Raw genomic sequence first — 23,825 nt, forward strand, 5'->3', positions numbered from 1 at the left:
AAGACCATGGCTGCTACCATTTTGATCGCCGATGACGACGCAGTACAGCGCCGTTTGGTTGAAAACATGGTGCAGAAATGCGGCTATGAGTCTCTCGTCGTGGACAGCGGCGATGCGGCGGTCTCGGTACTGACCGCGTCCGACGCCCGGACGATCGATGCTGTCGTGCTCGATCTCGTGATGCCCGGCCTCGATGGCCTCGGTGTTCTCGCAAAGATTCGTGAAGCTGGTTTGAACGTTCCGGTCATCGTGCAGACCGCGCATGGCGGGATCGACAATGTGGTGTCGGCGATGCGTGCCGGGGCCCAGGATTTCGTGGTCAAGCCGGCCAGCTTCGAACGCTTGCAGGTCTCGCTGCGCAACGCGCTCAATGCCTCGGCGCTGAAGGGCGAATTGCAACGTATCCGGCACAGCCGCGAGGGCCGGCTGACCTTCTCCGATATCATCACCCGCAGTGAGGCCATGACCGGCGTGCTGCGCATCGCGCAGAAGGCCGCGTCCTCGACCATTCCCGTGCTGATCGAGGGCGAATCCGGCGTCGGCAAGGAATTGTTCGCACGCGCCATCCACGGCAGCAGCGAGCGCAAGGCAAAGCCGTTCGTCGCGGTGAACTGCGGTGCGATCCCCGACAATCTCGTCGAATCGATCCTGTTCGGCCACGAGAAGGGCGCCTTCACCGGCGCCACCGAGCGCCATCAGGGCAAGTTCGTCGAGGCCCATGGCGGCACGCTATTTCTCGACGAGGTCGGCGAATTGCCGCTGGCCGCGCAGGTGAAGCTGTTGCGCGCGCTGCAGGAAGGCTCCGTGGAAGCGGTCGGCGGACGCAAGCCGGTAAAGGTCGACGTCCGCATCATCTCGGCGACCAACCGCAAATTGCTCGATCTCGTGAAGGGCGGCCAGTTCCGCGAAGACCTGTTCTATCGGCTGCACGTCCTGCCGTTGACCATTCCCGCCCTGCGCCAGCGGCGCGAAGACATCCCGCATCTGCTGCGGCATTTTCTGGCGCGGTTCTGCGCCGAGGAGAACCGCAATATCACCGCCATCAGCGGCGAGGCGATGGCGCATCTGGCGCAGCTCGACTGGCCCGGCAATATCCGCCAGCTCGAGAACACGGTGTATCGCGCCGTGGTGATGAGCGAGAGCGACCAGCTCGGGCTCGCCGATTTCCCGCACTCCGCGGCGCATGCCGCCCCGGAGGGCAAGGCTGCGCATGGCGAGCCACTGGTGGTGTCCCCCTCCACGGCGCCCGCCATGACATCCGGTAACGAAATACCTACAGCACCCTCGCCCGCCGCGGGCGGTCTTTCGATGCTCAACGGCTCCGGGGACGTCCGGCCGCTGGAGGACCTCGAGAACGAGATCATCCGCTTCGCGATCTCGCATTACCGCGGGCAGATGTCCGAGGTCGCGCGCCGCCTCAAGATCGGTCGATCGACGCTCTATCGCAAGCTCGACGAGGCCGCGGCCGCGGCCGGCGCCCGGACCAACGACGCGAATTAAGCTTTGTGATCACGGTGTGATGTGCCTCGCGGCTACGCCGCGGGAACCTTTGAACCGTGGCTTGGCGGTGACAGACAAACGCCGTGCAGCGTGGCAAAAATACACAACTCGAATGAGAGTTGGTATTTCGAGGTCAGTTTGTCGTGAGTTGCCCCGCATGGCGCTGGCTGCATGAGAGGGGCACATGTATCGTCTGCGTCGGTTGCGTGCAGGCGTACCGATCGATCGAAAAGGCCGGCGCTTTTCGCGCAAGCTTACGAAACCAAACGCAAGCTTACGAAACCAACATGACTTGAACTGTTCCAAGGCCGGGGCAGTTCCGCCCAGGGGGTGTGATGATGCGTGACTGTTCGAACAGCCGTCGGGGATTTGACCGCGTATTGATAGCCGTCGCGGCAACCTTCCTCACGGTGTCCGCGACATCCGCCCTGGCGCAGGACGCACCCCGCGCCAGTGCCGCGGAACTCGCGATCGACGCAGCAATCCCCCGCCCCGAACCCGCCAACGTCCCACCGCCGACCGCCGGCGACTTCAAGGTGGAAACGACCGCCGCGCTGCCCGACGCAGTGAAGGCAACTGATGCAAAGCCCGCCGATGTGAAGGCCGCCGACACGAAGCCCTCCGACGTCAAAACGACCGAGCCGAGCACGGCAAAGGCGGCCGAGCCCAAGCCTGGTGAGCCCAAGCCCGCGGATGTCGCGACCACGCCGGCAACCGACAGCAAGCCTGCGGACGCGCCGAAGACCGATATCGCGGTCACGCCGCCTGCAGCGGCTCCTGCCCCCGCGACCGCCGCTGCACCGGCGGTGACACCTGCTCCCGCCACGGCCGCTGCGCCAGCAGCCGAGCCGGTGAAGGCCGCGAGCACCGTTCCCGCCGAAGACCAGCCCGTCGCCGACAAGCTCCGCGAGCTGCTTGCGAGCAAGTCGCTGCGCACCTTCGACCGCAAGGTCGAGCGCATCGCGGTCGAGAAGTTCTACTCGACCCGCGACTATGCGCCGGTGTTCACACAGGCCGGCAAGCTGACGCAAACCGGCAAGGGCGTTGTCGCGCGCCTGAACGACGCCGCCTCGGACGGCCTCAATCCGGCCGACTATCCGGTGCCGGACTTCACCGCAGCCACCTCACCCGACGCGCTCGCCGATGCCGATCTGAAGCTCGTCGCCAGCATGCTGGACTATGCGCGCCAGGCGCAGAGCGGCCGCATGCACTGGTCGCAGGTGTCGGCAGACATCCTCTATCCCGAGCACCCGATCGATGCGACCGAAGTGCTGGCGAATGTAACCACCGCAAAGGACGCGTCCGTCGCGCTCGATAGCTACAACCCGCCGCACAAGCTCTACAAGGAGCTGAAGAAGAAGCTCGCCGAGCTGCGTGGCCAGGGCGAAGGACCCACCGTCCAGATCGCCGACGGCCCGGCGCTGAAATACGTGCCCGCCCGCGGCAAGAAGCAGGCGGCGGTCGAGATGGACGATCCGCGCGTGCCCGACCTGCGCGGCAAGCTCGGCGTCACGGAAAACCCTGAGAGCACGAAGTACGACGCGGCAGTCGCCGCAGCCGTCGAGAAATTCCAGAACAGCGTCGAACTCAAGCCGACCGGTGTCCTCGACGACCGCACAGTCAAGGCGATCAACAGCCCGAAGCGCGACAAGCAGATCGACACCGTCCTCGTCAACATGGAGCGCTGGCGCTGGCTGCCGCGCCAGCTTGGCGCGGGCAATATGGGCAACGCCTATGTGATCCTCAACATCCCTGACTATACGCTGAAGGTGATGCAGAACGGTGCGCAGGTCTGGACCACGCGCGTGGTGACCGGCAAGCCCGGCCAGCATGCCACGCCGCTTCTGACCGAGACGATGAAGTACATCACGGTCAACCCGACCTGGAACGTGCCGCCCTCGATCATCTACAACGAGTACCTGCCGGCCCTGCAGCAGGACCCGACGGTGCTGCAGCGAATGGGCCTCAAGCTGGAGCGAAACCACGACGGCTCGATCCACATCTCGCAGCCGCCAGGTGAGGCCAACGCGCTCGGCCGCATCCGCTTCAACTTCCCGAACAAGTTCCTGGTCTATCAGCACGACACACCGGACAAGTACCTGTTCGCCAAGGACGAGCGTGCTTTCAGCCATGGCTGCATGCGCGTGCAGAACCCGGACCAGTACGCCTCCGTGCTGCTCAACATCACGTTGCCGAACGATCACTACACGCCGGAGAAGATCCGCAGCATGTACGGCTCGAGCGAGATCGACCTGAAATTCCCGACGCCGGTCCCGGTGAACATCACCTACCAGACCGCGTTCGTGGACGACGCCGGCAAGCTGCAGCTCCGCAAGGACGTCTATGGCCGCGACGCCACGATGCTGTCGCTGCTCAAGAACAGCCGCGGCAAGGATCTCGAGATGGTGGTGGCGCACGCGCAGCCGAGTTATTCGCGCCCGCCGAGCAGCAGCCTGCCGGCCGGCGTGAACTTCGCCAGCGACAACAGCGGCAGCAGCTCCGGGCCATCGTTCTTCGAGCGCCTGTTTGGCGGCGGGTCGGCGCAGCCGGCTCCGCAACCCGGGCGCCGCGGTCAGGCCCAGCAGCCGCGGCGGGTGATTACCCGTTAAGATTGCCCGACCGCCGATTCGGTTAAATTTTGAAGTGAAATCAACGATTTCGCCCTCTGGCGAGATCGTTTACGTTAACCATTATCCATCGCGATCTCGGCACTGAGCACGTTTTTGCCACACTCCACCGGTTAGTTACGGCTTACTTGGGGGGCGGGTCGGTAAATCTCGGTTAACCATCCCGCTTTAAGAAAGCGTTCACCATCTTCCGCAGGGGGTCTGCGAAGGTGCCGATCGAATGCTCGTCGACTGGGTGGGCTCATAGTGCTGGCTGTTTTCGCACGCCGCTTCAATCCGCTGTCGCTGCCGAAGGCCGGGTACCAAGTCGGTCTCGCCTCGCTGTTGCTGCTTGCCGGAGCCGGATCGGTTCACGATGCGGCCGCGCTGAACGAGACGCGCACCCTCTCCTTCCACCACACCCATTCCAACGAAGACCTCACCGTCACCTTCAAGCGCGACGGCCGCTATGACGAAGCCGCGCTGAAGCAGCTCAATCACTATTTGCGCGACTGGCGCAACCAGGATGAGACGGTGATGGACCGTCACCTCTTCGACATCCTCTGGGAAGTCTATCGCGACGTCGACGGCAAGCAGCCGATCCAGATCATCTCCTCCTACCGTTCCCCCTCCACCAACGCCATGCTTCGCCGCCGCTCGTCAGGCGTTGCGCGCCACAGCCAGCACATGCTGGGGCATGCGATGGACTTCTATATTCCCGGCGTGCAGTTGGAGCAGGTTCGCTACGCCGGCCTGCGCCTGCAGCGCGGCGGCGTCGGCTTCTATCCAACCTCGGGCTCGCCCTTCGTCCATCTCGACACCGGCAGCATCCGCCATTGGCCGCGCATGACGCGTGACCAGCTGGTCCGGGTGTTCCCCGATGGCCGCACCGTTCATGTCCCGACCGATGGCACGCCGCTGAAGGGGTATGAACTCGCCAGGGCCGATATCGAACGGCGCGGCGACGACGCCACAACCGTCGCCAAGCCGAGCATGCTCGCCAAGTTGTTCGGGGGCGGCAAGTCGAGTGACGATGACGACGAAGCCGCAGCTCCTGTGAACGACAAGGCTCCGGCCAACACGGTGATCGCGGCCGCAGCGCCCGCCAAATCCGCCGATCCAGTCCCGGTGCCGCGCGCCAAGCCGCAGATCGTTGCAGCCATCCAGCTCGCCTCTGCCGACGCGCAACTCGTCCCGGCGCCGAAGGCCAAGCCGCCGGTCCAGGCTGCCGACAACACTGATTCGAAGCCGCAATCGCCCGCCGACATCATCAACGCCCGCGGCTTCTGGGGTGACGAGCCAACCGCTCCGAAGCAGGCATCGCCGGCACAGATCGCGGCGCTGAAAGCGCGTGAAGCCGTCGGCGCCGCCGATCCGCAGACGACGGGGAGCGCGACGGACAAGTTCAACAAGGCCCTCGCCTACGCGCCGGCCGCCTCCTCGCCGGTTGATCACGCCAATATCGTCGCGGCATCCGCGCCCCTGCCGCGCAGCGTGCGCCCAACCCGCAGCACCGCAGCCCCCACGGAGATCAACACGGTCGTTCCGAAGGGCGCGCAGGGTCAGGGCGTCATCACCACGTCCGCGCGGATTTCGGCCGCCAAGGTCGACGACATCTGGATGCGCGTGATGATGCTGGCGCCGAGCGCCAGCAACGGCATGCTGACCACGGTGCTGGGCGACACCGACATGAACATGATGCGTGCGCACTTCATCAAGCCGCAGGCCGCCGTCGCAATGAACTTCTCGGACGATCCGATGATGGGCATGACCTGCGACCGCTTCTCGGGCTCTGCCACTGCCGTCCTGGCCACCCAGCCGTTCGTGATGCGCACCGCCTCGCTGCGCTGAGCCCGCTGCAAGCCCTCTCTATCTTCGGCGAGTCGATCGCGCACGCGAGCGCGCGCGCCATCGACCACGGCCGCGCGCGATCAGGCCAACGATCAATATGATTTGATGAGCTGGGTTTGGCTGAGGCGCCAACGGGCGCGCATCGGCGCGACCGTTGACGTCATCCGGACGACGAAGTCTGCCGCCCGCTTACAGCATCCCGAGCGCCTGCATGTAGGTTTCCAGGATGGTTTCCTGTTCCTGGCGCTCGTTGGCATCCTGCTTGCGCAGGCGCACGATGGTGCGCAGCGCCTTGACGTCGTAGCCGTTGCCCTTGGCCTCCGCATAGACGTCGCGGATGTCGTCCGAGATCGTCTTCTTCTCTTCTTCCAGCCGCTCGATGCGCTCGACGATGGATTTGAGCTGGTCCTTGGCAAATCGCGTTGCGGGCTCTTCCTGGACGGCGGCAGACGTGGCCATCGCGTACTCCTGAACTGGCATTGAAATGTCGCGCGAATACGCATCACGCGTAGCGCTTGTCGCGGCTGACCCTCGATTTTGGGGCGCCTCCCGTCAAGGAAACATCGCGCTCATCCACAGCGCGCCCACAGGAGATGCAGGTGGTCTTCATTAGATCATCGTCATTCCGGGGCGATGCGCAGCATCGAACCCGGAATCTCGAGATTCCCCGGTGCGCAATGGCGCACCTGAGGTCTGGTGCTAACGCACCATCCCGGAATGACATTGCCAAGTCTAATGCCCGCTGTGGGTCTTCTTCATCGCAGCGAGTTGCTCCGCGGTCGCGTTGCCCTGATATTTCGCCTTCCACTCCTCATAGGGCATGCCGTAAACCGCCTCGCGACTCTCGTCCTTGCTGACGGCGATGCCCTTGGCGTCGGCCTCTTCCTTCATCCAGTTCGACAGGCAGTTGCGGCAAAAGCCGGCCAGGTTCATCAGATCGATGTTCTGGACGTCGGTCCGGTTGCGCAGATGGTTGACCAGACGCTGGAAAACTGCTGCTTCGAGTTCTGTTCTGGTTTTGTCGTCAATGCTCATTGCCGTCATCCCGGTGTGTGATCAGCACCATATTGATATCAGGTGGGAATTGTCACAGATTTTGCCACATCGGCGCGCAAAACGGGACCCAATCGGGCGCTTGCGCCAGCATCCCATCATGTGGGAAATGCGCTCTCCTCCCGTCGACAGTTCCCGCCGGGCACGCGAAATCCTCAATGGTTTGATATAGCTTCGCCGCATGACTGCATCAGATTCTCCCCCCTCAGCTCGCCGCGCGCCCCGCCTGACCATCGCCGGCATGGTGCCGATGCTGGCGCTCGTCGCAGCATGCCTGTGGGCGAGCCCAGCGGCGGCCGATTTCCGGCTGTGCAACAACACGTCGAGCCGGGTCGGGATCGCGCTCGGCTACAAAGATGCCGAGGGCTGGACCACCGAAGGCTGGTGGAACGTGTCGTCGCGCGCCTGCGAAACACTGCTGCGCGGCAATCTGGTCGCGCGGTTTTACTATATCTACGCACTCGACTATGACCGTGGCGGCGAATGGTCCGGCCAGGCGTTCATGTGCTCGCGCGACAAGGAATTCACCATCAAGGGCACCGAGAATTGCCTCGCGCGGGGCTTTGACCGCACTGGCTACTTCGAGGTCGACACCGGCGAGCAGCGAGCATGGACCGTCCAACTGACCGAAGCCAACGAACAACAGCCGCAGAAACTGCCGGGAATGCCGGGCGGAGTGGGCCCAGGCGGCCCCGGAACGATGCCGGGCCTGCCCAATCCACCGGGCGCAACGCCTCCGGGCGCGTCGGGTCTACCACCAGCCGCAACGCCCGGAAACAAACAATGAGACGCCTCCGCCGTATCAAGATCCTTGCAACGCTTGGCCCTGCCTCGTCGGACAGCACGATGATCCGCAAGCTGTTCGAGGCCGGTGCCGACCTGTTCCGCATCAACATGAGTCACACCTCGCACGACAAGATGCGGGAATTGGTCAACACCATCCGCAATGTCGAATCGAGCTATGGCCGACCGATCGGCATCCTGGTCGACCTGCAGGGACCAAAGCTGCGCGTCGGCGCATTCGCCGGAGGTTCTACCCAGCTCAACAACGGCCAGACCTTCATCCTCGATTCCGACAAGACGCCGGGCGACAACAGCCGCGTCCAGCTTCCGCATCCGGAGATCCTCGCCGCGCTCCGGCCCGGCCACGCGCTGCTGCTCGACGACGGCAAGGTGCGGCTGATCGCCGAAGAAACTTCGCCCGAACGTGCGGTGACGCGCGTGGTGATCGGCGGCAGAATGTCGGATCGCAAGGGTGTCAGCCTGCCCGACACCGATCTGCCGGTCTCGGCGATGACGCCGAAGGACCGTGCCGATCTGGAGGCCGCGCTACCGACCGGCATCGACTGGGTCGCGCTGTCCTTCGTGCAGCGGGCCGAAGATGTGCTCGAAGCCAAGAAGATCATCCGCGGCCGCGCCGCCGTGATGGCCAAGATCGAGAAGCCCCAGGCGATCGACCGCCTCCCGGAAATCATCGAGGCCTCGGACGCGCTGATGGTGGCACGCGGCGATCTCGGCGTCGAGCTGCCGCTGGAGCGCGTGCCGAGCCTGCAGAAACAGATGACCCGCATGGCACGCCGCGCCGGCAAGCCGGTCGTGATCGCAACGCAAATGCTGGAATCGATGATCCAGGCACCGGTGCCGACGCGCGCCGAGGTCTCCGACGTCGCCACCGCCGTTTACGAAGGTGCCGACGCCATCATGCTCTCGGCAGAATCGGCCGCCGGCAAATTCCCGGTGGAAGCGGTTTCGACCATGAATCGCATCGGCGAGGAAGTGGAGCGCGACCCGAACTATCGCGGCGTGATCAACGCGCAGCGCGTCGATCCTGAACCGACGGCCGGCGACGCCATTGCCGACGCGGCGCGGCAGATTGCCGAGACGCTCGATCTCTCCGCGATCATCTGCTGGACATCCTCGGGTTCGACCGCGATCCGTGTGGCGCGTGAGCGGCCCAAGGTACCCGTGGTTGCGATCACGCCAAATATCGAGACCGGCCGAAAGCTTTCTGTCGTGTGGGGCGTGCATTGCGTGGTCGCCGAGGACGCTCACGATCTCGATGACATGGTCAACCGCGCCGGCTCGATCGCGTTCAGGGACGGTTTCTCGAAGGCCGGCCAGCGCGTCATTATCGTCGCCGGCGTGCCGCTGCGCGCGCCCGGCACGACCAACATGCTGCGCATCGCCTCGGTCGGACCGAATGGCGACGCGGAGGTGTGACGACGCCCCGGCGTTCCGGACCGCGCGTGCGCGTGACCCGGAACGGTGGTGCTTCTCGAGCGATTAACTCTGCAACGTTGCGTCGAGCGTGATCTTGGTGTTGAGCAGTTTCGACACCGGACACCCGGCCTTGGCCTTAGCCGCCAATTCCTGAAATGCCGCGGCGTCAGCGCCCGGAATTTTGGCCGTCAGCGCCAGGTGCACCGAGGTGATGGCAAAGCCATCGCCGACCTTCTCAAGTGTCACATCGGCCTTGGTTTCCATGTGTTCGGCCGTGAGCTTGGCTTCACCCAGGATCAACGACAGGGCCATCGTGAAGCAGGCGGCATGGGCCGCGCCGATCAGTTCTTCGGGGTTCGAGCCCGGCTTGCCTTCGAAGCGGCTGGCGAAGCCATAGGGGTAATCCGCCAGCGCACCGCTTTTGGTCGAGATCGCGCCTTTGCCGTCCTTGATGCCGCCCTGCCATTTGGCCGAGCCATGGGTCGTCGTCATGCGTTGCTCCGTGAGGTTGGATGAACCCAGCCCAAAAGCTACAACGCCAATGCGACAGAATATGTTCGCCGCGTTCTTAAGCCCCGACCAGCGCCTTCGCCGGGGTCGTCGCCTGCACCACGAGGCCACGGGCGCGCGCGTCCATCACGCCGACGGCACGCAGCGCGAGCAGCGTAACGGTCTGCACCGCATCGCGCTGCTTCACGGGGTCGTCGAGATTGGCCGGCGCCAGCGGGCCGACCAGCGCCTCGTGCAGCGCGCCGAGCACCGCCGTCGCCGCCAGAGCCGTATCCTGGGCCGGCAGGTGGCCGGCACGCACCGCAGCGTCAATCCGCGCGGCGAGCTCGCCGGAAATATCGCGGCGGCTGGCGAGACGTGAGGCGTTGATGTCAACATCGACCGGCTCAGCCAGGATGCCCCAGGCGAGCTTGCGTTGCGACAATACGTGGACTGCGATGGTCGTCACGGAGGCAGCCAATGCCGACGACGGCCCGGGCGCCCCATCCGCGGCACGGCGGATCGCGGCGAGTTCATCGCGCGAGACGTCCGCGATCAGCTCCGAGATCAGTTCGGCCTTGGACGGGAAATAGCGATAGACGGTCCCGGCCGCGACATTGGCCCGAACCGCGACCGGCGCGATCTGAACCGCCGCCATGCCGCCATCGGCCGCCGCGTCCCGCGCCGCTGACAGGATTGCGCTGCGCCGGGCAGCCAGTCGTTTCACGACTTGATGAGTTCGCCGGTAGACCATGGCGTTGCCGTCCCCCACCGCGCGCCCGGCCGGCGCCCACCGGCAGAACGCACGAATCTTCAATGTTTTGAGCGACTGATCCCGCAATCGCTGCAAGAAGTGAACAACTATTCAGACCGAAACACAAGGCAGAATTGTAAGGATTTTGCGACAGCGTGGATTGTCATTGCCGCGGACCATCAGCGCGAATTCGCCGGCCATTCCGCTCATCACGCCGAAGGCGACGGGCTCAAGCGAGAAACCTGCGAACAGGACCGCGAGAAGGGAGCATGCCGCTCATCACACCTTCCAGGCAATCGATCGCGCCATGGTAAATCGCGATCTAAGACGATTGCTCGATATCGAGATATTTGTTCCGGCACAGCCCTGCAATTCCCGGCCGTTCGGCTGATCCTTCGATCACTTGCGGCCCACATCGGCCCGGCACATCGGATTGGCACATCAGCGGACACGGTCGCAGCCACGGCACGTGGCATGCGAAGTTTACCCGAATTTATAGGAAATCATGGTCCTGTAGGGCGGCGTCGCACCCGAATTTGTCCGCGGTCAAACCAAGAAAAAGCCCATGTCGATCTCCATCACCAGCAGCGTGACGAACCGAAGCATGGCCCGAGGCCTGGTGCCGCTCTGCGCCGGCGCAGGCGTCTATCTGTTCTTCCTGTCCGCAGGCGAGATCCTGCTGCGCGACTCCGACTCGATGTGGCAGATCCGGATCGGGCAGTGGATCCTCGACAACGGCACCATGCCCTACACGGACGTGTTCTCGTTCACCCGCTTTGGCGAGCCTTGGATTTCGAGTTCATGGCTGTCGCAGGTGCTCTATGCGATCAGCTACGGGCCGGGCGATTGGGCCGGCCCGGTGATCCTGTCTTCGATCGCGGTCGGAGCAACCATCACGATCTTCCTCTATCTCTTGAGCCCACATTTTGACCCGGCCCGCGCGATCCTGATCGCGGCGCTAGCGCTGCTGGAATCGGCGTCTCACTTCTTCGCGCGGCCCCACGTGCTGGCGCTGCCGTTCCTGCTGGCCTTCATCGGCGGGCTGATGGCGGCCGCGGATCGTCGCACCCATCCATCGTGGTGGCTGCTACCGTTGATGGCGATGTGGGCCAATCTGCACGGCGGCTTCGTGCTCGGCCTGGCGTTGATCGGCCCGATCGGACTGGAGGCGCTCTGGAGCGCCGAGCCAAGCCGCAGGCTTCAGCTTGCCGTGCGCTGGGGGCTGTTCGGCCTGGCCGCGCTGGTTGCGAGCTGCCTGACGCCGTATGGCTGGAACACGCCGATGGGCGCGTTGAAGATTCTCGGCCTCGGCAAGCTGCTGTCGTTGATCTGGGAATGGATGCCCGTCGACTTCAGCAAGTTCACCTTTTTTGAAGCCACACTGCTCACGCTGATCGGCGTCGCCTTCTATCGCAAGCTGACGCTCTCGGTGCCGCGGATCCTGCTGCTGGTCGGACTGATCTGGATGGCCATCTCGCATGTCCGGAACATCGAGGTGTTCGCGTTCCTGGCCCCGCTCGTTCTGGCCAAGCCGATCGCCGAACAATGGGGAACCGCTGAGGCGGGCGGATCTGCGATCGAGGAGGCTCGGTCGGCCCCGCTTATCACCATCCTTGCAACAGTCGCGATCATTGCGGGCGGATGGGCGTCGACGAAAATCTTCGTCGCGCAGCATCCCTTTATGTTCCTTCCTAGCGTAACTCCCGTTGCGGCGGTCGATCTGCTCCAGAAGCGGCACGCGCAACGCATCTTCAGCACCGCGCCGTTCGGCGGCTATATGGTCAGCCGCGACATGAAGGTGTTCATCGACGGACGCGCCGAACTGTATGGCGAGCAGTTCGTGCTCGATTATTTCGACGCGACTGAAGCCCGCAATGTCGGTCAGCTATTGGGCCTGCTCGACAAATACCAGATCGATGCGACGCTGCTGAACCCGACGTCTCCAGCGGGATACGCGCTGGATCACGTCAAGGGCTGGAAGCGGCTGTACAAGGATGAATTCGCCGTCATCCACGTCCGATCGGATGAGACGAAGACGAGCGCCCTTCCCGCCGCGGAGAGCTCGAACTGATCGCTGAGGGCGCGCCGTCTTCCAACGGCGCGCGAGCATTTTACTCCCAGTTCAGCGCGCCGCCGTTCTGGTATTCGATCACGCGCGTCTCGAAGAAGTTCTTCTCCTTCTTCAGATCCATCGCTTCCGACATCCAGGGAAACGGATTCTCCGCCTCCGCGAATACCGGCGTCAGACCGATTTGTGCACAGCGCCTGTTAGCGATGAAGTGCATGTATTGCTCGCACAATGCGGCGTTCAATCCGAGGAAGCCGCGCGGCATGGTATCGCGGCCATAAGATGCCTCGAGCTCCGCGGCCTCGCGGATCATGCTGCCGACCTCCTCCTGGAATGCCGACGTCCACAGATGCGGATTCTCGATCTTGATCTGGTTGATCACGTCGATGCCGAAATTCAGGTGAATGCTCTCGTCGCGCAGGATGTATTGATACTGCTCGGCGATCCCGACCATCTTGTTGCGACGGCCGAGCGAGAGGATCTGCGCGAAGCCGGTGTAGAACCACATGCCTTCGAAGATCACGTAGAAGGCGACGAGGTCGCGCAGGAACGCCTGGTCGGAAGCGGGTGTGCCGGTCTTGAAATCGGGATCGTCGAGATGCTGGGTATGCTTGATCGCCCACGCCGCCTTGTCGGTGATCGCAGGTACCTCGCGGTACATGTTGAACAGCTCGCCCTCGTCGAGGCCGAGGCTTTCGACAATGTACTGGAAGGTGTGGGTGTGCACCGCCTCCTCGAAGGACTGGCGCAACAGATATTGCCGGCACTCCGGATTGGTCAGGTGGCGATAGATCGCCAGTACGATGTTGTTGGCGACCAGGCTCTCGGAGGCCGCGAAAAAGCCGAGATTGCGCTTGATGGCGCGGCGCTCGTCTTCGGTGAGGCCGTCGCGTGATTTCCACAGCGCGATGTCGGCCTGCATCGAGACTTCGGTCGGCATCCAGTGATTGTTGCAGCCGGCGAGATATTTCTCCCACGCCCATTTGTACTTCAGCGGGAGCAGCTGATTGACGTCGGCGCGGCAGTTGATCATCCGCTTCTCGTCGACCGAGACGCGGCCGCCGCGGCGATCGATCGCGCCGAGGCCAGTCGCGTCAGCCGCAGCGGCAGGTGCGGCCGCGAAAGTCGGAGGCGTGACGAAAGCCTGCGGCGCTTTCAATGCCTGCGGGGCTTGCAATGCCTGCGGCGCTTGCAATGCCTGCGGTGCTTGCCGCAGGGTGGTCTGGGTTTCTGACCAGTCGAGCATCATGTTGTCCTTATTTTTCGCTTACTGGCAGGCTTCGCATTCGGGATTGTCGATCGAGCAGGCGATCGCACCCGACAAGTCCGGCGCCGGCGACATCAGCGTCACCGACGAGACCGCATTGAGCTTGCCGTCGGTGCCCTTCAGCGTCGACTTCTCGACATGCGTCGCGCTGCGCGAGCGCAGGTAATAGGTCGTCTTCAGGCCGCGCGACCACGCCAGGCGATAGAGCGAATCGAGCTTCTTGCCGGACGGATTGGCGATGTAGAGGTTGAGCGACTGCGCTTGGTCGATCCACTTCTGCCGGCGTGAGGCCGCCTCGACCAGCCAGCTGGAGTCGATCTCGAAGGCGGTCGCGTAGAGTGCCTTGAGGTCGTCGGGGATGCGGTCGATGGTGCCGACGCTGCCGTCGAAATATTTGAGGTCGTTGACCATCACCTCATCCCACAATCCGCGCGCCTTGAGATCGCGCACCAGGAACTCGTTCACGACCGTGAAGTCGCCGGACATGTTGGATTTGACGTAGAGGTTCTGGTAGGCGGGCTCGATCGACTGCGCGACGCCGCAGATGTTGGAGATCGTCGCCGTCGGCGCGATCGCCATCACGTTCGAATTGCGCATGCCGACCGAGGTGACACGCCCGCGCAAGGTCGCCCAGTCGCGGGTGCTGGAGCGATCCATCTCGAGGCCGCCACGGGCGTCGGCGACGAACTCGATCGAGTCGATCGGCAGGATACCCTGGCTCCACAGCGAGCCGTCGAACGAGGGATAGCGCCCGCGTTCGGCCGCGAGATCGACCGAGGCCGAAATCGCGTAGTAGGAGATCGCCTCCATGCTGGTGTCGGCGAAGGTCACAGCGGCATCCGACGCCACCGCGATCCGCAGCGCCTGCAGCGCATCCTGGAAGCCCATCAGGCCGAGACCGACCGGGCGGTGCCGCAGGTTGGAACGGCGCGCTTCCGGGATGGTGTAGAAGTTGATGTCGATGACGTTATCGAGCATCCGCATCGCCGTCGTGACGGTCTTCTTCAGCCTGATCTCGTCGAGTCGGCCGTCCTGGATGTGATTGAGGAGATTGATCGAGCCGAGATTGCAGACCGCGGTCTCGTCGTCGGACGTGTTGAGCGTGATCTCGGTGCAAAGGTTCGAGGAGTGGATCACGCCGGCATGGCGCTGCGGCGAGCGCAGATTGCAGGGATCCTTGAAGGTGATCCAGGGATGGCCGGTCTCGAACAGCATGGTCAGCATCTTGCGCCAGAGGTCGACGGCGCGGACCTGCTTGAACACCCGCATCTCGCCGCGCGCAGCCTTGGCTTCATAGTGCGCATAGCGCTCGGCGAACGGCTTGCCGTAGAGGTCGTGGAGGTCCGGCGTCTCGTCCGGCGAGAACAGCGTCCATTCGCCGTCGGTCTCGATCCGCTGCATGAACAAATCGGGCACCCAGTTCGCGGTGTTCATGTCGTGGGTGCGGCGGCGGTCATCGCCGGTGTTCTTGCGCAAATCGAGGAATTCCTCGATGTCGACGTGCCAGGTCTCGAGATAGGCGCAGACTGCGCCCTTGCGCTTGCCGCCCTGGTTGACGGCGATCGCGGTATCGTTGGCGACTTTCAGGAACGGCACTACGCCCTGGCTTTCGCCATTGGTGCCCTTGATGTGCGCGCCGAGCCCGCGGACGCGGGTCCAGTCGTTGCCGAGCCCGCCGGAATATTTCGCCAGCAGCGCGTTGTCCTTGACCGACTTGAAGATGCCGTCGAGGTCATCGGCCACGGTGGTGAGGAAGCATGACGACAGCTGCGGCCGCAGCGTGCCGGAATTGAACAATGTCGGCGTCGAGGCCATGAAGTCGAACGACGACAGCAGATCGTAGAACTCGATCGCGCGGGCCTCGCGGTCGATCTCACGCGAGGCAAGCCCCATGGCGACGCGCATGAAGAAGGCCTGCGGCAACTCGATACGGTTGTTACGGACGTGCAGGAAATAACGATCGTACAGCGTCTGCAGCCCGAGGAACTGGAACGAGAGATCGCGCTCGGGCTTCAGCGCCGCGGCGAGCCGCGCCAGGTCGAAGCGACCGAGGTCGGCGTCAAGCAGCTCCGCCTTGATGCCGGTCTTGATATAGGCCGGGAAATACTCGGCATAGCGCACGGCCATGTCGGCCTGCGACGCGTTGGTCGGTACGTCGTGGACGTAGGACAGCACCTCGGTGCGGAGCTTGTCGAGCAACAGGCGGGCGCTGACATAGGCATAGTTCGGCTCCTGCTCGACCAGCGTGCGCGCGGCCATCACGGAGGCCTGCGCCAGTTCGTCCTGGCTGATGCCGTCATAGACGTTGCGCTGGGTCTCGGCGATAACGGGCGCGGCGTCGACGCCGTCGAGCCCGGCGCAGGCCTCGTTGATGATCAGCGCCAACCGCGCCTGGTCGAGTCGTACTTTGGTGCCATCAGGCAGCGTGACATGGATGGTCGGCCCGGCTACGGGCTTCGCAACCTTCGCCGCGTCCTGCTCGGCGCGCTGCCGGGTGCGCTCGTCGCGGTAAAGCACATAGGCGCGCGCGACCTTGTGGTGCTCGCTGCGCATCAGCGCCAGCTCAACCTGGTCCTGCACATCCTCGATATGGAAGGTGCGGCCCTCGCTCATTCGGCGCGCCAGCGCGCCGACGACCTCGGCGGTAAGCTGCTCGACGATCTCGTGGACGCGGCGGGAGGCTGCTGCGGTGTGGCCCTCGACCGCCAGGAACGCCTTGGTCATCGCCACCGAAATCTTGCTGGCGTCGAATCTCGACACCGTGCCGTTGCGGCGAATCACCTGCATCGGAAGCTCGGCGTCCGGCGCGGCAAGCGATTCCGGACGCAGGAGGATGAGCGGCGCTGGTTTAGCTTCGCGATCGAGAGAGAGTGACATCGTGCAGACCCCATGCATGTTTTGTTGGGGCTGGATGTCGAGGGGACGCCGCATCAACCGGCGGCAAAGCGCCGGCATGGCAATGCAAGCGACCGCCGGGACACCCCGCCCGTGGACGTAGATTCGGTGTCCCGGCAGGTCTCCTGGCTTGCAGGTCGCTGTTGCTCCCTCGTCTTCCCAATGCGGTGTCGCATCAGTGACTTAACAGGGCGGGAACAACTCACTGCTTACAGTTGCGGGGGCAGCGCCGGATTTTTACGGGTCTACCCGTAGTTCACCGACTTCCCTCTTAGCCACCAAATCTAGGGATATGGCGGACCGTGACGCCTACATCTGGTGTGATTTGAGGACGGGTGTCAACGGCCCGAACAGCTTGGATGAAAAATTTTTGAATTCCGGCCGGCAGCCCTGTGGGAATCGGTGGGAAACTTCGGTCAAGCCAATCCGTGTTGACGCGCCCATGATGTTGTCGATAAGTGCAGACGTCGTGGTTCTTCGAGAGGCACTTTCTTTCGAAGCTAAGAGGGAAGCCGGTGTAACGCCGGCGCTGCCCCCGCAACTGTAAGCGGTGAGCCACCGTTCAACTTCAGCCACTGAAGCGAAAGCTTTGGGAAGGCCGGACGGTAGCTGAGACCCGTGAGCCAGGAGACCTGCCTCGACAACATACACGTCCACGGGCGGGGTGTCCCGGTGGTGCGGTTGCGACCCCGCACGCGCACTCCGTGTTTGCGGAGTCCAGACGTGTCACTACGGCCTTTGCCCCCAACTTTTGGGGTTAAGCCAATGTCTTCTACAATCTCCTCACTTGCCGTTGCCACGCTCGGAACGCCGCGAATCGGCCCGCGCCGTGAACTCAAAGTCGCGCTGGAAAGCTTCTGGTCCGGCACATCAAACCAACAGGCTCTGATCGAGACCGGTATCGGGCTGCGCGCCGCCAACTGGGCGCGGCAGAAGAAGCTCGGCGTGTCGGTGATTCCGTCGAACGATTTCTCGTTCTACGATCAGGTGCTCGACACCTCGGTCATGGTCGGCGCGATTCCTGAAGTCTATGGCTGGACCGGCGGCGCGGTCCCGCTCGCGACCTATTTCGCGATGGCGCGCGGCGCCCAAGGGGATGTCCAAGGTCACACCCATGATGCGTCCTGTGGCCATGCCCATCACGGCCAAGGTCACGGCGTCCCGGCGCAGGAAATGACCAAGTGGTTCGACACCAACTACCACTACATGGTGCCGGAACTGTCTGACGATCAGCAATTCAGCCTCGCCTCACGCAAGCCGATCGAGGAATACCAGGAGGCCAAGGCGCTGGGTTATCAGACCCGGCCGGTGCTGGTCGGTCCGGTTACGTTCCTGAAGCTCGCCAAGAGCAAAGATGCCGGCCTCGACACCCTGTCGCTGCTCGACCGGCTGCTCCCTGTCTATATCGAGGTTCTGCGCGAGCTCGCCAAAAGCGGCGCCGAGTGGGTGCAGATCGATGAGCCCTGCCTGGTGCTCGATCTCGACGATGCCGCGCGTGACGCATTGCGCCGTGCCTATGCGGAGATCGCGGTAGCCGTGCCGCAGGTCAAGATCATGCTGGCCAGCTATTTCGGCAGCATCGGTGAGAATCGCGACACCGCCTTCGCGCTTCCGGTCGCCGGCCTGCATCTCGACCTGGTGCGCGCGCCCGAACAGCTCGACGACCTCGCCCGGCTGCCCGCCGATCGTGTCGTGTCGCTCGGCGTGATCGACGGCCGCAACATCTGGCGCGCCGATTTGGGCAAGATCCTCGACCGGCTCGAACCTGTGATCGCCAAGCTCGGCAAGGATCGCGTGCAGATCGCGCCCTCCTGCTCGCTGCTGCACGTTCCAATCGATCTCGGGTTAGAGGCCAAGCTCGACGCCGAAGTGAAGAGCTGGCTCGCCTTCTCCGTGCAGAAGATGGAGGAACTGGCAGCGCTCGGTAGCGCGCTTGCCGGCGGCCGCGGTCCGGTCGAGACCACCCTGAAGGCCTCGGATGCGGCCGCAGCCGCGCGCAAGATCTCGCCGCGGATTCACGACGCCAAGGTCGCGCAACGTCTCGCTAGCGTCGATGCAGCGATGCGCCGCCGCGCCAGCGCGTTCGGAGAACGTGCCGGCACGCAACATGCGCGGTTCAACCTGCCCTCGTTCCCGACCACGACGATCGGCTCGTTCCCGCAGACACCGGAGATCCGAAAGGCGCGCGCGGCCCATGCCAAGGGCGGGCTGAGCGATGCCAACTACAAGACCTTCCTGCAGGAGCAGACCGCGCTGGCCGTGCGCTGGCAGGAAACCATCGGGCTTGACGTGCTGGTGCATGGCGAGTTCGAGCGCAACGACATGGTGCAGTATTTCGGCGAGCAGCTGTCCGGCTTCGTCTTCACCGAGAACGCCTGGGTGCAGTCCTACGGCTCGCGCTATGTCAGGCCGCCGATCCTGTTCGGTGACGTGTCGCGTCCGAAGCCGATGACGGTCGAATGGTGGCAGTACGCGCAGTCGCTGACCAAGCGGCCGATGAAGGCGATGCTGACCGGACCGGTCACCATCCTGAACTGGTCGTTCGTTCGCGACGACATCCCGCGCAGCGAAGCCTGCCGGCAGATCGCATTCGCGATCCGCGATGAGGTCGGCGATCTCGAGACCGCCGGCGCCGGCATGATCCAGATCGACGAGGCGGCCCTGCGCGAAGGCCTGCCGCTGCGCCGCTCCGAGTGGACAACCTATCTCGACTGGGCCGTGGAGTGCTTCCGCATCTGCTCGTCCGGCGTTCGCGACGAGACCCAGATCCACACCCACATGTGCTACTCCGAGTTCAACGACATCATCGACGCAATCGGTGCGATGGACGCGGATGTGATCTCGATCGAGACCTCACGCTCGAAGATGGAGCTGCTCGACGCTTTCCGGAACTACCGCTATCCGAACGAGATCGGGCCGGGTGTCTATGACATCCACTCGCCGCGTGTGCCCGAGGTCACGGAAATGACCGAGCTACTGAAGCTGGCGCGGCAACGGCTGTCCGATGCCCAGCTCTGGATCAATCCGGATTGCGGCCTGAAGACCCGCAAATGGGAAGAGGTCCGGCCCGCCCTCGTCAACATGGTCGCCGCCGCCCGCGAACTCCGCGAGCTGGCGTAGAGCAAGGACCGCCTGCCCCGTTCGAACCGTCACATCGAGGAAGAGATCATGCGCTTCTGGATCGAATGCACGAGGTTTGCAACGGGGCAGGCCATTCACATCAACATCGCGCTGGTCGGCTCGATGTGGCGCGACGGCGAGCGCACCGTGCTCGCCTTCGTCGGAGGCGATGGAAAGACGATCGAGGTGAGTGAAACGCCGGAGCAGATTCTGGAACGGCATTTCGGGGCGATGAGAACGGCGTAAGCCAGCAACTTCTTCGTCATTGCGAGCCAACGGCTCGCAATGACGCAACAAATTCAATTCCCCGTCTGCAATTCGCCAAACCGATCCCAGGTCTTGCCGTTGAATCGCATAAACTGCATTTGCTCGACCGGCACATGGTCGGTCGGCGAGGTGTTGATCCTGATGCCCGGCAGCAGCATCGGCAATTCCAGGTTCTTGATCGAATAGGCCTGCTTCAGGATGTTCTCGGTCGACAGATCATTGCCGCAGGCCTTCAGCACGTCCTCCAGCGCCATCGCACTGTTGTAGGCGTTGACGTAATTGGTATCGTGTTGGTCTGCGTCCGGTACGTATTTGGTCATGAATTCGCGCCAGCCCTTCATGCCGGCATCGTCCTTCCAGGCGGAATCGTCGGGGTCCTTCACATAAGCCGTGGAAATGATGCCGGTGCCGGCCTCGACGCCGGCAGGCTGCATCACGGTCGAAATCCAGACCGCGGTGTTGGAGAGGAAAATCATCGGCCGCCAGCCGATCTCATAGGCTTTCCGGATCGACTGCGCCGCGAATTTCGGCGTCGCCGCGATCACGAAGACGTCGGCGTTCGACGCCTTCAGCTTGACGATCTGCGAGTCGATGGTCGGGTCTGATATCTCGTAGGTCGCAACCATGACGAGCGAATCATATTTCTCGCCGAGCACATCCTTCAAGCCGGCGAGATAATCGCGGCCATAATCGTCGTTCTGCGAGATCACGGCGAATGTTGCGTTCGGATTCTTCGCCAGTGCATAGCGTGCGTATAGCCGCGCCTCGTAGCGGAACGGCGCCTGCACCCCCATCACGGCCTGCGGAAATTGCGCGATGTCGCCGAATTTCGAGGCGCCGGAGGCCAGAAACAGCTGCGGGATGTTCTTGCCCTGCAGGTATTTTGCGATCGCGGTGTTATGCGCGGTGCCGATCGAGGAGAAGATCAGCGCGACCTCGTCGCTCTCGACCAGACGGCGGGTCTGCTCCACCGTCTTCGGCGGCGCGTAGGAATCGTCAAGCGAGATCAAATTGACCTTGCGCCCATTGATGCCGCCGCGTTCGTTGACCATCTTGAAATAGCCGGCCTCACCCTTGCCCAGCGCACCGAACGCCGACACCGGCCCGCTATAGGGCATAGTTTGGCCGATCCTGATTTCCGTTGCGGTGACGCCGCGCATCTCGGCGGCGACGGAAGCGGCTGGCAGCAGCAGGAATGAAACGGCGGCAAGCGCGCCAAATGCCTTACGCATCGGCTTCCCCTCCCCTGATTTTCACCGCGCTTCTTGGGGCGCGGCCGTGCCGTTAACCGGCCGAGCAGAGGATGCCACGGCGCCCGAATGGACGCCAATCATAATCATGATGCTTTATAAGCAATGATGGGCGGCGGCTATTTCGATGCCTTGTCGCGCTCCTTGACGGGAATCACAAATTTCAGTCCGGACCAGACTTCATCGATCGCGCAGACCTTGATGTCGACGAGGCCGGCCGCAAGCCCGGTCTCACGCACCACCGTATCGGTGAGATCGGTCGCGACGCCCGAGCTCTTCTTCGGCCACGACACCCAGATCATGCCGTCAGGCGCGATCGCTTGCCGATAGCGGCGCAGCTTGGCGGCGAGCCCCTTAGCCTCGGCCGCGAATAGGTGCACGGCATCGAACGGCCCCTTTGCGGTCTTCGCAATCCGTACACCAGCGGGCAATTCGCCGACCATGTCGCCATAGGCAACGGACAATCCGTCCACAAAAATGCAAAAGCCCGGCTTAAGGCCGAGCTTTTGCACAATCGATTTGCCGGAGGTGCCGGCCATGGCTGCGGGCGTTTAAGCCTGCGGCTGCGGCTCCAGGCCGGGGTCCGGATCGGGACGCGGGCGCGGCTTGCCGGCCGGCGGCACGGCGGACGCGCGCGGCGTCGACGGCTCCAGAACCGACTCACGGTTCGGCTTCTTGCCCTTGAGCAGATCCTGAATCTCGTCGCCGGACAGCGTCTCGAATTCGAGCAGGCCCTTTGCGAGAGCTTCAAGGTCGGCGCGCTTCTCCGTGAGGATCCGCGTCGCTTCGTTGTAGCCTTCTTCCACAAAGCGCCGGATCTCGTTGTCGATTTTCTGAACCGTCGCCTCCGACGCGTTCTGGGTGCGCGACACCGACATGCCCAAGAACACCTCGTCCTGGTTTTCGCCATAGGAGACGGTGCCAAGCGCCTCGGAGAGGCCCCAGCGCGTCACCATCATGCGGGCCAGACGTGTTGCCTGCTCGATGTCGGAGGACGCACCCGAGGTGACCTTTTCGCGGCCGAAGATCAGCTCTTCGGCGACACGGCCGCCCATCATGATGGCGAGACGCGAGGTCATCTGCTCCAGCGACATCGACAGCTTGTCGCGCTCCGGCAGCTGCATCACCATGCCCAGCGCACGGCCGCGCGGAATGATGGTCGCCTTGTGGATCGGATCGGTCGCGACGACGTTGAGGCCGACGATGGCGTGGCCGCCTTCGTGATAGGCGGTCAGCATCTTCTCTTCTTCCGTCATCACCAGCGACTTGCGCTCGGCGCCCATCATGACCTTGTCCTTAGCCTCTTCGAACTCGGACTGGGTCACCATGCGCTTGTTGCGACGCGCCGCGGTCAGCGCGGCCTCGTTGACGAGGTTCATCAGGTCGGCGCCGGAGAAGCCGGGCGTGCCGCGCGCGATGGTCTTGAGGTTGATATCCGGCGCCAGCGGCACCTTGCGGACGTGAACCTTGAGGATCTGCTCGCGGCCGACGACATCCGGGTTCGGCACCACGACCTGACGGTCGAAGCGGCCGGGACGCAGCAGCGCGGGATCGAGCACGTCGGGACGGTTGGTCGCCGCGATCAGGATCACGCCTTCATTGGCCTCAAAGCCGTCCATCTCGACCAGCAACTGGTTGAGCGTCTGTTCGCGCTCATCATTGCCGCCGCCGAGGCCGGCGCCGCGATGGCGGCCGACCGCGTCGATTTCGTCGATGAAGATGATGCAGGGCGCGTTCTTCTTGGCCTGCTCGAACATGTCACGGACACGGCTGGCGCCGACGCCGACGAACATTTCGACGAAGTCCGAACCCGAAATGGTGAAGAACGGCACGTTGGCTTCGCCCGCGACTGCACGCGCGATCAGGGTTTTGCCTGTACCGGGAGGGCCGACCAGCAGCACGCCGCGCGGAATCCGCCCGCCGAGCCGCTGATATTTGCCGGGGTCGCGCAGGAACTCGACGATCTCCTGCAGATCCTGCTTGGCCTCGTCGACGCCGGCAACGTCCTCGAAGGTAACGCGGCCATGCGCCTCGGTCAGCATCTTGGCGCGTGACTTGCCGAAGCCCATCGCCTTGCCGGCGCCGCCCTGCATCTGCCGCGACAGGAAGATCCAGACGCCGATCAGCGCGATGAACGGCAACCAGGAAACCAGCAGCGACACGAACCACGGCACGTTGTCGCCCGGCGGCTTCGCGGTGATCTGCACCTTGCCGTCATACAGGCGCTTCACCAGCGTCGGATCGCTCGGCGCATAGGTCTGGAAGCTCGAGCCGTTGGTGAAGGTGCCGTGGATATCCGGCCCCTGGATTACGACGTCGCGCACATGGCCCTGATCGACTTCCGTCAGAAGCTGCGAGAACGAGATGTCCTGCGAGGAGGTGCGCTGACCAGGATTCTGGAACAGCGTGAACAACGCCAGCAACAGCAAAACGATAATGACCCAGAGGGCGAAATTCCGCAGATTGGCGTTCATTGTCTTCCTTC

The 23,825-nt window shown here is 63.6% G+C and carries 17 protein-coding genes and 2 riboswitches; of the genes, 8 read left to right on the plus strand and 9 right to left on the minus strand.

All coding sequences use genetic code 11. From position 1 onward, the window contains the following. Nucleotides 1–6 precede the first annotated feature (6 nt). The 3 genes from UP09_RS17370 to UP09_RS17380 all read left to right on the plus strand — a co-directional run bounded on the left by UP09_RS17370 (nt 7) and on the right by UP09_RS17380 (nt 5,957). The gene (locus UP09_RS17370; RefSeq protein ID WP_044539462.1) at nt 7–1,500 is read left to right on the plus strand and encodes a sigma-54-dependent transcriptional regulator; all 1,494 of its coding nucleotides are present in this window, start codon (nt 7–9) and stop codon (nt 1,498–1,500) included. 338 nt (nt 1,501–1,838) lie between these two features. Next, a complete protein-coding gene (locus UP09_RS17375) occupies nt 1,839–4,109 on the plus strand; it encodes a L,D-transpeptidase scaffold domain-containing protein (RefSeq protein ID WP_044539500.1) in 2,271 nt (756 codons plus the stop codon). A 264-nt stretch (nt 4,110–4,373) separates the two neighbouring features. Beyond that, entirely contained in the window at nt 4,374–5,957 is a 1,584-nt protein-coding gene (locus tag UP09_RS17380) for a peptidoglycan L,D-endopeptidase MepK (protein WP_044539463.1), read from the plus strand. Between the two features lie 189 nt (nt 5,958–6,146). On the opposite strand, the gene UP09_RS17385 is transcribed toward UP09_RS17380, so the two are convergent. Beyond that, nucleotides 6,147–6,416: a DUF2312 domain-containing protein gene (locus UP09_RS17385; protein WP_044539464.1), complete on the minus strand. Its 270-nt coding sequence runs from the start codon at nt 6,414–6,416 to the stop codon at nt 6,147–6,149. A gap of 273 nt (nt 6,417–6,689) precedes the next feature. Then, on the minus strand, nt 6,690–6,992 hold the full coding sequence (locus tag UP09_RS17390; RefSeq protein ID WP_044539465.1) for a DUF1244 domain-containing protein: 303 nt from the start codon (nt 6,990–6,992) through the stop codon (nt 6,690–6,692). 259 nt (nt 6,993–7,251) lie between these two features. Between UP09_RS17390 and UP09_RS17395 the strand changes: the two genes are divergently transcribed. Next, nucleotides 7,252–7,797, plus strand: a complete 546-nt coding sequence (locus UP09_RS17395; RefSeq protein ID WP_245302029.1) for a DUF1036 domain-containing protein — start codon at nt 7,252–7,254, stop codon at nt 7,795–7,797. After that, complete coding sequence (gene pyk, locus UP09_RS17400) at nt 7,794–9,230, plus strand: pyruvate kinase (RefSeq protein ID WP_044539467.1); 1,437 nt, start codon at nt 7,794–7,796, stop codon at nt 9,228–9,230. Before UP09_RS17395 ends, pyk begins: the two co-directional genes overlap by 4 nt. A gap of 63 nt (nt 9,231–9,293) precedes the next feature. Here pyk and UP09_RS17405 read toward each other — a convergent pair whose 3' ends face one another. Then, nucleotides 9,294–9,722, minus strand: coding sequence for an OsmC family protein (locus tag UP09_RS17405; protein ID WP_044539468.1), 429 nt, complete (start codon nt 9,720–9,722; stop codon nt 9,294–9,296). Nucleotides 9,723–9,798: 76 nt separating this feature from the next. Then, nucleotides 9,799–10,473: a TetR/AcrR family transcriptional regulator gene (locus tag UP09_RS17410; protein ID WP_044539501.1), complete on the minus strand. Its 675-nt coding sequence runs from the start codon at nt 10,471–10,473 to the stop codon at nt 9,799–9,801. A gap of 565 nt (nt 10,474–11,038) precedes the next feature. Between UP09_RS17410 and UP09_RS17420 the strand changes: the two genes are divergently transcribed. Next, nucleotides 11,039–12,544, plus strand: coding sequence for a hypothetical protein (locus tag UP09_RS17420; protein ID WP_044539470.1), 1,506 nt, complete (start codon nt 11,039–11,041; stop codon nt 12,542–12,544). A 40-nt stretch (nt 12,545–12,584) separates the two neighbouring features. Here UP09_RS17420 and UP09_RS17425 read toward each other — a convergent pair whose 3' ends face one another. Together UP09_RS17425 and UP09_RS17430 are read right to left on the minus strand one after the other, a co-directional pair. After that, nucleotides 12,585–13,787: a ribonucleotide-diphosphate reductase subunit beta gene (locus tag UP09_RS17425; protein WP_156164644.1), complete on the minus strand. Its 1,203-nt coding sequence runs from the start codon at nt 13,785–13,787 to the stop codon at nt 12,585–12,587. 21 nt (nt 13,788–13,808) lie between these two features. Continuing rightward, nucleotides 13,809–16,685 carry a ribonucleoside-diphosphate reductase subunit alpha gene (locus UP09_RS17430; protein ID WP_044539471.1) on the minus strand — a complete coding sequence of 959 codons (2,877 nt, stop codon included), beginning with the start codon at nt 16,683–16,685 and terminating at the stop codon, nt 13,809–13,811. Nucleotides 16,686–16,801: 116 nt separating this feature from the next. Beyond that, nucleotides 16,802–17,023, minus strand: a riboswitch (cobalamin riboswitch). A gap of 133 nt (nt 17,024–17,156) precedes the next feature. Next, nucleotides 17,157–17,357: riboswitch (cobalamin riboswitch) on the plus strand. Between the two features lie 111 nt (nt 17,358–17,468). Here UP09_RS17430 and metE point away from each other — a divergent pair. Together metE and UP09_RS17440 are read left to right on the plus strand one after the other, a co-directional pair. Continuing rightward, nucleotides 17,469–19,823, plus strand: a complete 2,355-nt coding sequence (gene metE, locus UP09_RS17435; protein WP_044539472.1) for a 5-methyltetrahydropteroyltriglutamate--homocysteine S-methyltransferase — start codon at nt 17,469–17,471, stop codon at nt 19,821–19,823. A 48-nt stretch (nt 19,824–19,871) separates the two neighbouring features. Further along, nucleotides 19,872–20,069 carry a hypothetical protein gene (locus UP09_RS17440; protein WP_044539473.1) on the plus strand — a complete coding sequence of 66 codons (198 nt, stop codon included), beginning with the start codon at nt 19,872–19,874 and terminating at the stop codon, nt 20,067–20,069. A 53-nt stretch (nt 20,070–20,122) separates the two neighbouring features. Here the strand turns inward: UP09_RS17440 and UP09_RS17445 are convergent, their stop codons facing one another. The 3 genes from UP09_RS17445 to ftsH all read right to left on the minus strand — a co-directional run bounded on the left by UP09_RS17445 (nt 20,123) and on the right by ftsH (nt 23,814). Beyond that, on the minus strand, nt 20,123–21,322 hold the full coding sequence (locus UP09_RS17445; protein WP_044539474.1) for an ABC transporter substrate-binding protein: 1,200 nt from the start codon (nt 21,320–21,322) through the stop codon (nt 20,123–20,125). 137 nt (nt 21,323–21,459) lie between these two features. Then, on the minus strand, nt 21,460–21,879 hold the full coding sequence (locus tag UP09_RS17450; protein ID WP_044539475.1) for a DUF3052 family protein: 420 nt from the start codon (nt 21,877–21,879) through the stop codon (nt 21,460–21,462). Between the two features lie 12 nt (nt 21,880–21,891). Beyond that, nucleotides 21,892–23,814 carry an ATP-dependent zinc metalloprotease FtsH gene (ftsH, locus tag UP09_RS17455; protein ID WP_044539476.1) on the minus strand — a complete coding sequence of 641 codons (1,923 nt, stop codon included), beginning with the start codon at nt 23,812–23,814 and terminating at the stop codon, nt 21,892–21,894. Between the last annotated feature and the right edge of the window lie 11 nt (nt 23,815–23,825).

It is taken from the genome of Bradyrhizobium sp. LTSP885, from assembly GCF_000938305.1.
Taxonomy (GTDB): Bacteria; Pseudomonadota; Alphaproteobacteria; order Rhizobiales; family Xanthobacteraceae; genus Bradyrhizobium.

Coding starts and splice junctions, on each gene's coding strand:
- UP09_RS17370 (WP_044539462.1), top strand. CDS start 7: ATGGCTGCTACCATTTTGATCGCCGATGACGACGCAGTACAGCGCCGT.
- UP09_RS17375 (WP_044539500.1), top strand. CDS start 1,839: ATGCGTGACTGTTCGAACAGCCGTCGGGGATTTGACCGCGTATTGATA.
- UP09_RS17385 (WP_044539464.1), bottom strand. CDS start 6,416: ATGGCCACGTCTGCCGCCGTCCAGGAAGAGCCCGCAACGCGATTTGCC.
- UP09_RS17390 (WP_044539465.1), bottom strand. CDS start 6,992: ATGAGCATTGACGACAAAACCAGAACAGAACTCGAAGCAGCAGTTTTC.
- UP09_RS17395 (WP_245302029.1), top strand. CDS start 7,252: ATGGTGCCGATGCTGGCGCTCGTCGCAGCATGCCTGTGGGCGAGCCCA.
- pyk (WP_044539467.1), top strand. CDS start 7,794: ATGAGACGCCTCCGCCGTATCAAGATCCTTGCAACGCTTGGCCCTGCC.
- UP09_RS17405 (WP_044539468.1), bottom strand. CDS start 9,722: ATGACGACGACCCATGGCTCGGCCAAATGGCAGGGCGGCATCAAGGAC.
- UP09_RS17410 (WP_044539501.1), bottom strand. CDS start 10,473: ATGGTCTACCGGCGAACTCATCAAGTCGTGAAACGACTGGCTGCCCGG.
- UP09_RS17420 (WP_044539470.1), top strand. CDS start 11,039: ATGTCGATCTCCATCACCAGCAGCGTGACGAACCGAAGCATGGCCCGA.
- UP09_RS17425 (WP_156164644.1), bottom strand. CDS start 13,787: ATGCTCGACTGGTCAGAAACCCAGACCACCCTGCGGCAAGCACCGCAG.
- UP09_RS17430 (WP_044539471.1), bottom strand. CDS start 16,685: ATGTCACTCTCTCTCGATCGCGAAGCTAAACCAGCGCCGCTCATCCTC.
- metE (WP_044539472.1), top strand. CDS start 17,469: ATGTCTTCTACAATCTCCTCACTTGCCGTTGCCACGCTCGGAACGCCG.
- UP09_RS17440 (WP_044539473.1), top strand. CDS start 19,872: ATGCGCTTCTGGATCGAATGCACGAGGTTTGCAACGGGGCAGGCCATT.
- UP09_RS17445 (WP_044539474.1), bottom strand. CDS start 21,322: ATGCGTAAGGCATTTGGCGCGCTTGCCGCCGTTTCATTCCTGCTGCTG.
- UP09_RS17450 (WP_044539475.1), bottom strand. CDS start 21,879: ATGGCCGGCACCTCCGGCAAATCGATTGTGCAAAAGCTCGGCCTTAAG.
- ftsH (WP_044539476.1), bottom strand. CDS start 23,814: ATGAACGCCAATCTGCGGAATTTCGCCCTCTGGGTCATTATCGTTTTG.